The 13,643-nt window shown below is 55.3% G+C and carries 12 protein-coding genes; 6 read left to right on the top strand and 6 right to left on the bottom strand.

The window, feature by feature from the left end:
• Positions 1-5: 5 nt before the first annotated feature.
• The 6 genes from HDF14_RS01260 to HDF14_RS01235 form a co-directional block, all read right to left on the bottom strand.
• A complete protein-coding gene (locus HDF14_RS01260; protein WP_260697942.1) occupies positions 6-464 on the bottom strand; it encodes a cupin domain-containing protein in 459 nt (152 codons plus the stop codon).
• A gap of 49 nt (positions 465-513) precedes the next feature.
• Positions 514-1,899 carry a PQQ-dependent sugar dehydrogenase gene (locus HDF14_RS01255; protein WP_183972784.1) on the bottom strand — a complete coding sequence of 462 codons (1,386 nt, stop codon included), beginning with the start codon at positions 1,897-1,899 and terminating at the stop codon, positions 514-516.
• A gap of 83 nt (positions 1,900-1,982) precedes the next feature.
• Positions 1,983-2,870 (bottom strand): aldo/keto reductase, encoded by an 888-nt coding sequence (locus HDF14_RS01250; RefSeq protein WP_183972782.1) that lies wholly within the window; start codon positions 2,868-2,870, stop codon positions 1,983-1,985.
• 58 nt (positions 2,871-2,928) lie between these two features.
• A complete protein-coding gene (locus tag HDF14_RS01245; protein ID WP_183972780.1) occupies positions 2,929-4,071 on the bottom strand; it encodes an aldo/keto reductase in 1,143 nt (380 codons plus the stop codon).
• Positions 4,072-4,084: 13 nt separating this feature from the next.
• Positions 4,085-4,597, bottom strand: coding sequence for a cupin domain-containing protein (locus HDF14_RS01240; RefSeq protein ID WP_183972778.1), 513 nt, complete (start codon positions 4,595-4,597; stop codon positions 4,085-4,087).
• Positions 4,598-4,728: 131 nt separating this feature from the next.
• Positions 4,729-5,541, bottom strand: coding sequence for an NIPSNAP family protein (locus HDF14_RS01235; protein ID WP_183972775.1), 813 nt, complete (start codon positions 5,539-5,541; stop codon positions 4,729-4,731).
• 219 nt (positions 5,542-5,760) lie between these two features.
• On the opposite strand from HDF14_RS01235, the gene HDF14_RS01230 reads away from it, so the two are divergent.
• The 6 genes from HDF14_RS01230 to HDF14_RS01205 all read left to right on the top strand — a co-directional run bounded on the left by HDF14_RS01230 (position 5,761) and on the right by HDF14_RS01205 (position 13,572).
• Positions 5,761-6,375 (top strand): TetR/AcrR family transcriptional regulator, encoded by a 615-nt coding sequence (locus tag HDF14_RS01230; protein WP_183972773.1) that lies wholly within the window; start codon positions 5,761-5,763, stop codon positions 6,373-6,375.
• Between the two features lie 255 nt (positions 6,376-6,630).
• On the top strand, positions 6,631-7,335 hold the full coding sequence (locus HDF14_RS01225; RefSeq protein WP_183972771.1) for a (2Fe-2S)-binding protein: 705 nt from the start codon (positions 6,631-6,633) through the stop codon (positions 7,333-7,335).
• Between the two features lie 33 nt (positions 7,336-7,368).
• Complete coding sequence (locus tag HDF14_RS01220; RefSeq protein WP_183972769.1) at positions 7,369-8,373, top strand: FAD binding domain-containing protein; 1,005 nt, start codon at positions 7,369-7,371, stop codon at positions 8,371-8,373.
• Between the two features lie 34 nt (positions 8,374-8,407).
• The gene (locus tag HDF14_RS01215) at positions 8,408-10,717 is read left to right on the top strand and encodes a xanthine dehydrogenase family protein molybdopterin-binding subunit (protein ID WP_183972767.1); all 2,310 of its coding nucleotides are present in this window, start codon (positions 8,408-8,410) and stop codon (positions 10,715-10,717) included.
• 652 nt (positions 10,718-11,369) lie between these two features.
• The gene (locus HDF14_RS01210) at positions 11,370-12,086 is read left to right on the top strand and encodes a hypothetical protein (protein WP_183972765.1); all 717 of its coding nucleotides are present in this window, start codon (positions 11,370-11,372) and stop codon (positions 12,084-12,086) included.
• 976 nt (positions 12,087-13,062) lie between these two features.
• On the top strand, positions 13,063-13,572 hold the full coding sequence (locus tag HDF14_RS01205; protein WP_183972763.1) for a DUF4142 domain-containing protein: 510 nt from the start codon (positions 13,063-13,065) through the stop codon (positions 13,570-13,572).
• Positions 13,573-13,643: the final 71 nt, after the last annotated feature.

The raw sequence follows: 13,643 nt of genomic DNA, 5'->3' as shown, positions 1-13,643 counted from the left end.
CTTATTCAGTATTCCGCCTTCTCGCCCTTTGCAGGCACTGAGGTTGGAACGCCTGGAGTTCCCGCATAGGTGATGAGCAGGACGGTGGGTTCGTCACCCGACTCGCCCCGATGCACATCGTCCACTGACTCGCCTACCGCTTGTCCCTGATGAACCACCTGTGTCTTGCCGCTGGCCTTGTCATGCAGTGTGAGAGTTCCCGAAAGCACATAGACGACATTTGGGAATGGATGCGTGTGCCATGGCAGGGCGGTGTGTGGTGCGACGGTCAGCTTGATGGTCGTGAGTTGTGGCTGACCCGTCGGGTAGTGTGTGTATGGCTTGCCGTTCCACGATTCGGTCGTTTGCAAGAGGATCTCGCGTTTACCGCTTGCAACGCTATTCGCGCTGGTTTGAGCGAGTACGGGCGTCAGAGATGCAATGGCGACGGCAGTAATTCCAATGGTGCGGTATTTAGAAATCATGTCGGTCATCTCCTCTTGGGTTGACTACTCTAGACTCAGCATAGTCACGCTATTTGCCAGTGTAAGAAACGCGCCAAACGCTGCGAGAGCCGTCATCTGTAACGTAGAGAGCGCCATCATGACCCACGGTTACTCCTACCGGTCGGCCCCAGACCTGCCCATCCGCGGTGACAAACCCGGTAAGAAAATCCTCATACTCGCCTGTGGCTCTGCCGTCCTTCATGGGAATCCGGATCACCTCGTAGCCCCCGCGATTCGCACGATTCCATGACCCATGTTCAGATGCGAATCCGTCACCGTCGTATTGGGATGGGAACATGGATTGACTGGTAGGGTAAAACGTCATTCCGAGCGATGCCATATGAGGTTGAACCAGTACGTCTGGCGTAATGACTTTGGATTTGAGTTCAGGATGAGTGCCCATAAGTCGCGGGTCCTGATGTCCCCCCATATAGAACCAGGGCCAACCATAGAAGCCGCCTTCTTTCACTGAAGTCACATAGTCCGGAACAAGATTGTTCCCCAGGGCGTCACGCTCATTTGTCGAGCACCAGAGCTGACCGGTAATAGAGTTGATCGCCTCGCCGACACAGTTACGAATACCGTAGGCGTACACCTCGACAAATTTTCCCTCAGGGGTATACTCCAGGACATCCGCCCGATGGAACTCTCCAGGATGGGTGTCGGGATCGTCTGCATTCGATCCACTTCCCACAGACACCAGCAGGTGCTTTCCGTCGGCAGAGAAGACGACGTCTCGCGTCCAATGGCCGCCACCACGGAGTTGAGCGTATCCAGGAAGATCGGGCACTATTGTCTCGGGCGCGTGGGCAGCCTTAGTATCACCGGACTTGTAGGAGAATCGAACGACGGTCGTTGCGTTTCCTACGTAGATCCATTGCGGATTCGCGCCCGCGGGATAAAACGCAACGCCAAAGGGATGATCGAGGCCCGTAGCGTAGGTACTGATCGTAGCTGCCTTACCTGAATCCGTAACGCCACGCAGTACAAATATGGAGCCAGCCTGCGAGTCTGCTACGAAGAGGTCGCCATTCGGTGCAGCATGGATGATGCGGGGCATCACAAAGGTTCCGGAGGTGGGCGCATGCGTCTCTTTCTTATTTTCGGATCGCTGCATAGGAGTGGCTGCGTCACCGCCCGCATAGAGCTGCACTGTAAAACCAGCTGGGGCAATCGGCCACGCACCAGCTGGCCGTTGGACAAGAGAGGGACCGTTGTCTACAGACTCGGACGGCTTGGGCTCTGGCAGGTCTGCCACGGTGATCTTTCGCCGGACGCCCGGCTTCTGCTGCGTGTAGTCGGCAAAGGCGGCCTGACCGGTGATCGTCTGCTGGGCTTGGAGCGCAGAAGGAAGAAGAGCGACGAAGGCGAGAGAAACCAATGCGTGGAACTTTGCGAAACGTAAACGTCTCATATTCTCATCTCCAGATCCGATTGTTTAGCGAAAGTTGATCGTGCGATGGCTTAGCAGGAGCTGCCCGAAGCTTTGGCAGCGCTTCAACCACGTAGACTCGCGGGAGGATGGCTTACAGCAGCCAAATTGTCGTACGCGGCCTGAGGAAGTTCAACACCCGCAGCAGCAATATTCTCCTCCAGATGCTTGACCGAGGAGGTTCCGGGGATCGGCAGGATCACTTTCGACCGTTTGAGGAGCCAGGCCAATGCGACCTGCAAAGGACTTGCATCAAGATCCTTTGCAACTTTCTTGATCGCGTCATGTGCTTCCTGCGCTTGACCGAGCGGAGCCCACGGAAGAAAACCTATTTTGTTCTGCTCGCAATAATCAACAATAAAGTCTGACTCCCGATCAGCGAAGCTGTAGCGGTTCTGCACAGAGACAATCGGTACGATCACGCGAGCTCTCTCCACATGTTCACGTGTCACATTCGAGAGCGCGACATGGCGGATCTTACCTTGCTCGCGCAGTCTGGCCAGTGCTTCTATCGACGCTTCGAAGGACACGGCATTATCGGGAGCATGTAGTTGATAGACGTCGATACGATCCAGACGCAGACGCTTCAAACTGCCCTCAAGTGCCCCGGTGAGATGTTTAGGACTGGCGTTGTGCGTCCATTGGCCGGGGCCCGGGCGCTCCCATCCTCCTTTGGTTGCTATTACCAATCCATTTGGATATGGGTAGAGTCCTTCTGCGATCAACTCTTCGGATGTCCCAGGCCCGTAGGAGTCGGCCGTGTCGATTAGGTTTACTCCGAGGTCAATCGCCCGTCGGAGAGTCGTAACCGCAGCAGCCTTATCCACGGGAGGTCCCCACACGCCTGCCCCTGTGATTCGCATCGCTCCATAGCCCATCCGATTGACCGTAAGATCACCACCGATTGTGAACGTGCCTGCTGCTGCGCCTGTAAGGGTCTGTTGGGTGTTCATATGAATGCTCCTTTTTTGTGTTGAGAATTTGGAATGGTTGGAGCCCGGATGCCTGCACTCAAGCGGGCACTGGCGCATTTTGCTCGATCAGATTTTGAGCCTTGAGATCAGCCCAGAACTCAGAAGGGACCTTGGTTTGCATCGAGGTGTAATCCGCAAGAATCTGTTGCTCGCTGCTGGCGCCTACAACCAGGGCTGCAGCGATGTCTGGCGCTGCAGAGAATTGAAGCGCAGCAGTCCGGAGGTCGACTCCGTGGTTACTCGCAACCTCGCGAAGCCTCGCGCGTTTTTCAAGAAACGCCGACGGAATCCGGTATGACTCTTTCCCATAGTTGTAACGTGGACTTCCCGATATAAACCCTGCATTGAGTGACGACCCAATCACGAAAGACACATTCTTGACTCTGGCTGCTGGAAACAGCTGATCCAGTGCGTTCTTGTGGTCGATCAAAGAATACTGGGAGGCCAGGAAACATACATCCGGATCCGCAACTTCAAGCAGTCGCATGATTGGTTCTGGAGTATTGACGCCGATTCCCCAACCTTTGATCAATCCCTCTTCCCGCATGCGGGTGAGCTCAGGAAATGCACCCTTTCGCGCGATTTCGAACTGCTCTTGCCAGGGTGTCGGAAGACTTTTGTTGTCCGATGAGATGTCATGCACGAAGGCGATGTCAATGCTGTCAATCCCGAGTCTTTGCAGACTGTCTTCAATGGATCGTCGCACGCCAGACGCCGTGTAATCGTAGACGACGTCGTTAGGCGAAGGAGAAAATGGAAAATACTCCTTATTCTTCGCGGTCTTCGATGCCTTAAGAAGCTTACCGACCTTCGAGGAGAGGACGAATTCACTTCGATTCTTGTTGTGAAGGAAGTTGCCGTATCGACGCTCTGCCAAGCCGAGCCCGTACCACGGAGCCATGTCATAGTAGCGAACCCCAGCATTCCATGCGGCTTCGATGGTGGCATACGCATCTTTGTCGGTGACGACTGCAAATTCATTTCCGAGTGGAACCCCTCCTATTCCGAACCTGAAGGGCGGCTTGTAGTGCTCCTTATTGTCCCCGCCGATGGCCTCCTCCATGCTGTCATTCATCTCTAATGTGATTGCCGCTGAAGCTGTCCAGGGTAGAAGTGCTGTTGCGACCGCTGCGGCCGATCCTTTGGTAGCGCTACTCAAGAAGTCTCTTCTCGTATTCATCGAAATCTCCTCGCTATCGGTTGTAGGTAGTGTGAGTCCAGAAATCGTCAGGTAGATTTACAACGATCGGCTCTGGTGTACTTCGCACCACTACCCATCGAAATGGATTCTTTCTAGAAGTGTTGAGCTCCTGATGTGGCAACCAACTCGGCACATGCAGAAAGTCGCCCGCTCCAACGGTGACCGAGTGCTCCCCAAAGTTGCCCCAGCGCACATTAGCCTCTCCCTCAAGCACGTAAACGACAGTCTCCTGTTTGCCGTGGTGGTGGATGCCTGTCTTTCCGGAAGGCTCCACCACAAATATGCCTGCCCAAAGCGACGACTCAATGCCATTCATTGCCGCGATAGCCGACATCCGTAGCGATCCTGAAGTCTGCTGTGTTTCGCTGCTCAGTCCAGCCGGATGCACAATGCTGATCATCGAATCCGAATCCGGTTGCGCTCCCGGCCGAATAGCGGCTTTCCTCTGCATTGCAAACGGGTCAGTTATCGAGCGAGTGAACGAATCATTGAGGTTGCTTCTCATGTGAGCTCCAGGTGGCGTGTGATTGCCCAGACTAATGTAGTGTACTGTACGGTACATTACAAATAAGATGCGCTCAACAACAACTTTGACGCACCATTAATTCGAAAAGTCGGGCTACGCTCATTTCTGCACTAGACTTGCGAACAGGCTAGAGGATGCAACACAAGGCTTGTCACGTTTGATACTGTCGGTGGGTCCAAATTAAACCTTGAGTCGGCGGAAAGCTTCTTCCAGTCGGGATCCGCGGAAAATTTTCCCCAATCGGTTTCAAGCGAGGTCATATCAGGAAAGCTGAGCATATAGGTAAGATTCGGCAGGTTCGGCCCGACCAGTGTATCGGCGTAGAAAACTCCCGTAGCGCCAGCTTTAGCAAAAATGCCGAACTCGCCGTTGTGAAACATCTCCACCTTCCGGACGTGGTCCATGTTAGTCGGTGACTGATACTGACGAAGGTGATAGACGCGTTTTCCCTTGGCTGCAGCGGAGGCTGGCGGCGTGACCTTGGGATATCCGGGGAACGCCCGCAATAGGGAACTCTCTATACGAATGTATGGCGGCGTGGCGGCGGGAGCATCCCAGAACGGCGCAGCCGCCTTCATGAAGACGACGTCCTTCCCCAACTCAATGTCAGCTGTAACTAACGTCTCCAGCTTCGCGCTTGGCATCAGGAGGTAATAGGACGGAGTATCTGGTCCGAAATAAACTGAGAACGCACCAACTGGCCCTATGCCAAGCCGGTTCAGTGCCGGAATCAAGGCATCGGCAAAAAAATCATTGGTGATCTTGACGCCTGGTCCACTCGCCAAATGGTACCGGCGCAGATCCATGTACTCCGGCGCAGAGTTGTCCGCAGGAGAGCCTGCCTGTGCAAGTAAATCACCAGCAGTCGCAAACGAGAGGGCTGAAGCAGCGAGAGAGCTAGAAAGAAAATTGCGACGATCCAATGAGGTATCCTCCCAGATGCCCGGCTATTGATTTACTGAAATACTGTACTGTACAGTACGTTACACTATAATTACAGCTTGCGGCAACCCTATGAGGCTAGCGAGCCCGAGTGGTCTGAAGTAGTAGGTCGCATAAGATACTGCTAGTAGAGGGGATTCAAGCTGGGGAGTGCATTACATATTTTTGGATGCACTCATGACTTGAGATGGGAGAGATGAATGCCTAACAAAAGGTCGCGCGGAGAGGTCCGAAACGGCAAACTTCAAAAAGTCGCAGCGGACCTGTTTCTAAAGCGCGGCTATGAGGGCGTCACTATCGACAAGATTGTCGAGGTGGCTGGTGGTTCGAAGAGTACGGTGTATAGCGAATTCGGTGGGAAATGTGGGTTATTTATCAGCAGCATCGAGAACCTGTGCCGCGAGTCGAATGAGCCGCTAGCGAAGATTGACTACACGGGATTGGACCTTGAAGCGAGTCTGAAGAAACTCTCCTTTCACATCCTGAAGCTCATCACCGCAAAACGGTCGGTAGACCTTCACCGTCTCGCTATAGGCGAAGCCGCGAATTGTCCCGAAGTAGGCGAGGCGTGGTACACACACGGTCCCGCCAAAACAGCCTCGTTTATACGGTCTCTGTTGGAAAGTCGACACAAAGAGCTGCGAAAGACGGCAATTCCAATTGACCGGATCGCCGTGATACTTCACGACTCGTTGACGGGGGACATCCTATACCGTCTGTTAGCGGGAGTCGGTAAGCAGGAAAACGACGCCGAACTCAAGCGTTTGGCTGCTGCCTCGGTCGACCTCATTCTCGGGAACGTTCTTTGCGATTAGCCTCAAGAACTTCAACACATATTTTCAGCAACAAACATTCGCAATGGCGATGGTAAGAGCTGGAGGCGAAGGGGTATTCAGAGTTGCAAGGTTTGGACGCGAGTCTGTTACAACGACCTCCGCCATAGGTCATTCTCCGATTGGTTTTGAACATCCCCATATCGGCCGAGCAAATGTGCAACTTGATGCCCGCCCAGACCGTCCATTAGAAGAGCGCCAGCACTCGCATTTCACTCTCGATCTCACAGAGGCTCTATGGCAAAGCATCCCACCGATCCAGAAATTGAGGTTCCTTCAGCAGTCGATTCGGAGTCTTATCCTGATTCGGCTGCAGTAGCTCCCTCCGAAACCCCACCGAACAACCGCCTCAGCCGCCGTTCCTTTCTCTCGCATCTTGGAGCCGCAGGTCTTGCCGCCGCGGCGCCTCCAGTGCTCGCGTCGGCCTCGACCCCGGTCGCTCCTCCACCCGTTGCGACGGAAGAAGTTCTTCCTGAGGGTACGGTTGCCCTCACTCTCAAAGTCAACGGGCAATCCCATGCTCTCCAACTTGACCCCCGTACAACTCTGCTCGACTGCCTCCGCGAGAACCTTGCGCTGTCCGGCACCAAGAAAGGCTGCGATCACGGTCAATGTGGAGCCTGCACGGTCCACGTTAACGGTCGCCGCGTCAACTCCTGTCTCTCCTTCGCCGTCATGCATCGGAACGATGAGATCACAACGATCGAAGGTATCGGTCAGCCGGATCATCTCCACCCGATGCAGGCTGCCTTCATCGAGCACGACGGCTACCAGTGTGGATACTGCACCTCAGGCCAGATCATGTCCGCCGTCTCGGTGCTCAAAGAGAACGTCGGGCCAACGGATGCCGACGTCAAGCAGGCGATGTACGGCAACATATGTCGCTGCGGTGCCTACTCGAACATCGTCGCCGCCGTTCAACAGGTCCGCCACAGCTCCTAAGCCTCACAGCAGGGAACCAACCGGAGTCGAAACATGGATACCTTCACCTTCACGCAACCCGCCACTGTCGATCAAGCTGTACAAGCTGCAGCCAAGTCCGCGACAGCCCAACAGGGGGCTCAGGTCCGCTTCATCGCCGGCGGCACTACGCTAGTCGACCTCATGAAGCTCAACGTCGAGCGCCCACGTGAGATTGTTGACATTAACATTCTTCCTCTCGATCGGGTCGAGCTCAACGCCGAAGGCGGTCTGATCATTGGCGCCCTCGCCCGCAACTCCGATGTCGCGCATCATCCGACAGTTCTTCGCGACTACCCGGTTCTCTCGCAAGCCCTGTTATCCGGCGCTTCGCCGCAGTTGCGTAACATGGCTACCACCGGCGGCAATCTTCTTCAACGTACACGTTGCGTCTACTTCCGCGACACTGCCCACGCCTGCAATAAGCGTGAGCCCGGCACCGGCTGTTCGGCCATCGGCGGCCACAACCGCATGCTTGCGATCCTCGGCACGAGCAAGGACTGCATCGCAACCAACCCTTCTGACCAAAACGTCGCGCTCACCGCGCTCGAAGCCACAATTCAAATTCAGGGTCCCCAGGCCAAGCGCAGCGTCCCAATCCATGACTTCTACCTCGTTCCCGGCTCCACTCCCAACCGCGAGAATGTTTTAGAGCCTGGCGAGATCATAACCAGCGTCACGCTGCCTTCGCCGATAGCTGGCGCTAACTTCACCTACCTCAAGCTTCGCGACCGCGCAGCCTACGAGTTCGCACTCGCCTCCGCCGCGATCGTCATGAAAGTTTCAGGCGGGAAGATCCAACACATCCGCGTTGCGCTGGGAGGTGTAGGCACCAAACCCTGGCGTTCCCTCGAAGCAGAGAAAGCGCTCGAAGGACACTCCCCGGATCGCGCCACGTTCGTAAGAGCAGCAGAGGCCGCTTTGAGAAACGCCAAGCCAGCCAGCGAAAATGCATTCAAGGTGGAGCTGTCGCGTCGATGCATCGTCCGCGCCCTCACCATGTCCACCAAGTCCGCGTAAGTAATAGCTGTTCGCACAACCGCAGGAGTATCTAATGTTATTCAGTGAATTCCTCGATTTTATCCAAGCCGACAAGGCCGGCCCTAATGGCCATATCCAGGCCTCCACTGCTGAGCCCACAGCAGTGATCGGCGCTTCGCTCTCACGCGTCGATGGCCCGCTGAAAACCACCGGCTCCGCCCGCTACGCATCAGATTACAACTTCCCCGGAATGGTCTACGCAGTCCCTGTCGGAGCCACCATCGCCTCGGGCAAGATAAGCAACATAGATACCTCCGTCGCCGAGAAGATGCCCGGCGTCCTCACGATTCTTCACCACAGCAACTTCGACCACGTCTACCGCAACGCCTCCGGCGGACGCAACAGCGAGCAGCGCCCTCCCTTCGAAGACGACACCGTCTACTACTGGGGCCAATACGTCGCACTCGCCATAGCCGAAACCTTCGCGCAGGCGCAAGCCGCCGCCGCCGCCGTCAAAATCGCCTACACACCAGAAGAATTCAGCGTCGCCACCGACCTCAGTGACCCTATGCCCGCCATCGGCGCACCCGGAGGCCCAAGAATCCTCAGCCACCGCGGCGACCCCGAAGCCGTCTTCGCCTCAGCCCCCATCAAAATCGACTACACCTACACCACGCCCGCCGAAACCCACAACCCAATGGAGATGCACGCCACCGTCGCCATCTTCGACGGGAAAAAGTTCACTCTCTACGAGAGTTCCCAGGGCGTAATGAACCACCTGAACGTCATGAGCCAGGTCCTCGGCGTCCCGAAAGAAAATGTTGAGGTGATCTCCCGCTTCATCGGCTCCGGCTTCGGCGGAAAGCTCTTCCCATGGCCCCACTCTGCACTTGCAGCGGTGGCCGCTCGCCGCCTCAACCGGCCCGTCAAGCTGACGCTCTCACGCAAGATGATGTTTGCCAACGTTGGCCATCGTCCACGCACGCAACAGCGCATGCGCCTTGGCGCAACTCCCGACGGCAAGCTTCTCTCGCTAAGCCAAGACTATCGCAACCACACCTCCATCAACGACGACATCCGCGAAAACTGCGGCGAAGCCACACCATTCCTCTACAGCACCGCCAACCTGCAGGTATCCTCCGCCCTCGTCCGCCGCAACGTCGGCACTCCCACGCCCATGCGCGGCCCGGGAGCAGTACCCGGCCTCTTCGCCCTCGAATCAGCAATGGACGAGCTCGCCATTAAGCTTCAAAAAGATCCCGTCCAGCTCCGCCTCTCGCTCGATACACTCACTGACGAAGAAAAGAACAAACCCTTTTCTTCGCGTCACCTCAAAGAGTGTCTCGAAGTGGGCTCCAAAAAATTCGGTTGGGAAAAGCGCACGCCAGCCGTAGGGTCCATGCGCAAAGGCGATCTGATCCTCGGATGGGGCGTCGCCGCTGCTTCATGGTCTGCCGGTCGCGGCATCTCTGAAGCATCCGTCAGTCTCAACGTCGACGGCTCAGCCCGCGTTAGCTCCGGCAGCCAGGACCCCGGCACCGGCACCTACACCGTCATCGCTCAAATCGTCAGCGACAAAACCGGCATCCCCGTCACCCGCATCCAATCTGTCCTCGGCAGCAGCTCCCTTCCGCCCGGACCGACCTCCGGAGGTTCAACCGCCACCGCCACCATCATCCCTGCCGTCGCCGAAGCAGCCGTCAACGCCATCAAAGTCGTTCTCACCACCGCAGGCTCCGCGAAAGGCTCACCATTCCTGGGCAAGCAGCCTGCCGACCTCGCCATGTCTTCAGGTCGCGTTCACCTCAAAAATCAGACACCCGACTCCGGCGTCCCCTTCCAGGAGATTCTAAAGCTCGCCAATCTCGGCAGCGCCAACGGAGAAGGGAAGACTGGAGGCTACGGCTCCGACACCGACGGCAAGAACTTCTCCAGCCACTCCTTCGGTGCGCAGTTCGTCGAGGTTGAATGGGACCCAGGCATATGCCATCTCCGCGTCAGCCGCGTCGTCAGTGTCGTCGACGCTGGCCGCATCATCAACACCAAGACCGCGCGAAACCAGATGGCCGGAGCCGTCGTCATGGGCATCGGCATGGGCCTGCTCGAGTCCACCACCTACGATCCCCGCAACGGTCACCCCATCAACGACAACTTCGCCGACTACATCGTCCCCACCTCCGCCGACCATCCCGAAATCGACATAACCTTTCTCGACATCCCCGACCCCATGATCGGAGAATACGGCGCCCGCGGCATCGGCGAGATCGGTCTCGCCGGAATGGCCCCAGCCATCACGGCAGCTGTCTACCACGCGACCGGAGTCCGCGTACGCGATCTACCCGTCCGCGTCGAAGATCTCATCACCTCCACAGTCGCTATCTAGACCCGGCAATCGAGCCTTCTAGCTGAGGACGCATAGGCAGTCATCTCTCGAAGCTGCCGTGGTGGCTACACTCTGGCTACACTTTTCCGCAGTTTTGACTGGTACCAATCGATATCAACCCGTATCATCAACCACATGCAGAAATGCATATAACCCGTTTCAGCAGTGACTTTTACCGACTATCCCATTGATTCCAAAAAGACGGACCAGAGGGGTCGACTCGAATCCCATTCTCCGCCATACCGCCTCACCGATCGTATTTAGCCCCCCAGAATAGAGTCGATGGCTTCAGCCTCAGCGAAATAAGATCGCTTCTCATTCGGCTATTGCGACTTAGGTATATCTAGTTCACTATCAGTGGCATATGACATGCAGAGTTTGTCGTCTATTACGTAAATTTGGCGCAACAATATTGCTCACGAGTGCGTTTTTGATGGTGGGGAACGCACAAAGCGTTTCAACATAAACCTTGATTCGGTTCGCCGCTCAGTTGTGTTTTTGCATGTTGTAGATTCCGCCGGACAGCTGCAAGAAGCTGGAACAGCTTTTTTGATCGGCGTTCCTCTCAAATCAAATCCTAATCAGACATACGAAATCCTAGTAACAGCACGCCATATCGTCGATCCAGCGTGGGCCGGATGTAAGCCTTCAAATGGAACACTGGTTGCTGTCTTCAACAAAAACCTATGACCCTCAGACGGAGGCAGCCGGAACCATTGAAGTTCCAGTGCCGATGAGCACAAATGGACATTCCGACTGGTTCTTCCCAGATGATCAATCTGTCGACATTGCCTTCACTGTGTTGAACGGCCAATATATGTCGACTCTTGACACAGAAAATGCGCCCATTTCGATAACGGAACTTCCAAACCCTGAAGAATTAAAAAAAGTGAATAGCGGTGCGCAGATAGCTTCAGCGGGGTTGTTGCTTGGTGCATCAGGTTCGAGGCGGAACTATCCTATTTTCAAATTCGGGTTCGTTTCTAGTGTGCCGGAAGAAAAAATTAGCGTTGCTTGCTGCCCAGGCTGCACAGCTAATCTGCAAACGGAATGGATGATCGCTGCCAGTCTCGTTCCAGGTAACAGCGGATCCCCAATCTTTTTTGTCCCAGTTGGTTTTCCTGGAATCTCAGTGTCCGGTCAGCGCGCATTTTTGTTAGGTGTGCAGTCAACATCATTTAGTGGCTATGATGTCGCCGGAATGGCTCCAGTGCAATTTCTACTCGAAGCGATACGAAAAGTGCCGATTCCAGATGCAAATTTCTCAATTCCAGGACTTCCACCGGCAATTCCGCAAGGCGTGCCATCGGCGGCCGATCCTCACTCCCAGAAGGCTATTCCTGGTCCTATTCCTATACCAAAGCAGTAATAGGCCATCGCCGTATGCCCCACCCTTTAACTAAACGACAAAACTTGGGTGCCCCATCCTTCGCATTTTTTGCGAAGGGTGGGGATGTAAACTGCCCGAAGCCGTGGTCTTGCCTCACAGCCCGCAGACTACACCCGCAGCCTCGTGGGGACGGAGGGTAGATGGTCGACAAAACAGCCGCAGAGACAGGGTCAAAGACCCTTACATTTATTTCGCAAATTGTCTCAGCCACAGCTTAGCCGCTGACTGTCCTTACGTGTGTACTTCTTTTGAGAAAACATCTTCTTGCCCTCATTCCATTCGTCAGAAAGGTTAAGTACAGCGACGTAGAGATTGAGTTCGGTAAAGAAGTTGCAAACTTAGTTAGGGTGGCTGACAGAACGTCGTTGCCCAATGAACCCGCGAGTGGTGGGCGTAATCCTTGGGAAGACTTGATCACATTAGCGGAAGTTCGACCCCGCAGCGCAATCACATCGGCGTGGCACAGAGTACAAGAAGCTGCCCTCCAAGCCGCGGATGACAGGAAGCTTGAAATCACTGACGCCGCGAAGACGATGCCTATGGTCGTCGGATCAATACTCCTAAATGAAGGCGTGATTTCACACTCGCAGTATGAGTTATTGTCAAAACTTCGAAGTCTGGTAGCCGATGCAGAACACGCCACACGTGGAGCACTCAGCCCCGAGAACGCTATAGAGTTTATAGGTCTCGCTTTGCGGCTCGCAGCTTCAATCAACCCGCATGCGACCGAAGCGCGCGGTTAATGCCAACGAGCAGAACCTGTTCGCCCGAGACATTGCGCTGATCTAGAAGGATTAGTAACGATGCTATAAACCTGGAAGTATTTGCAGGAAGAATTTTGCGCCCCACGCAAACTGATACGTGTAACCAGCCTCCGAGATACAACGCGAAGCCACAAGACTGCCTCTTACGCGTTGAACGAACTTCGCGGCCACCCCGCACTATCGGAGAACCAATGAAAAAATCTACGCAATGGATATGTTGCGCAATGCTCGGCATTGCTGCCACCATCCTGCCAGTCAAAGCAAAAGCAGTCACGGATGACGACAAGAAGTTTCTCGCCATGGCAGCGCAATCCGACCAGAACGAGATAGCCCTCAGCCAGTTGGCAGAACAGAAAGCCACTAATCCCGCAGTCAAGGCGTTCGCCGAAAAGATGGTCAAAGAACACACGCAGATGACCGCGAGCATGAAGCCCTTCGCCGACTCCTGGGGCCTCACCGCTCCCACCGGCCCCGACCCCGACGCTCAGAAAGAACTGGATAAACTCAACGGTCTCTCCGGCAACGACTTCGACAAGGAATACATGGATCAGATGGTGACCGACCACACCAAAGCCCTGAAGGCATTCACCACGGAAGCCAAGGACACCAAAGACGTAAAGTTCCAGGCCGCAGTCATCAAGGGCAAGACCGCCGTCGCGGCCCACAAGAACATGGCCTACGACCTCAAAAAGAAACTCTAACAACGAAGCAGCTCGCTACCAGGCTCCCATCCTTCGCGTCTTTTGCGAAGGATGGGACACAAACAAGCAAG

Origin of the sequence: Tunturiibacter gelidiferens (assembly GCF_014201335.1) — a bacterium.
Taxonomy (GTDB): Bacteria; Acidobacteriota; Terriglobia; order Terriglobales; family Acidobacteriaceae; genus Edaphobacter; species Edaphobacter lichenicola_E.
The sequence above is the reverse complement of the archived record's forward strand: the minus strand, read 5'-3'. Positions and strand labels throughout refer to the sequence as shown.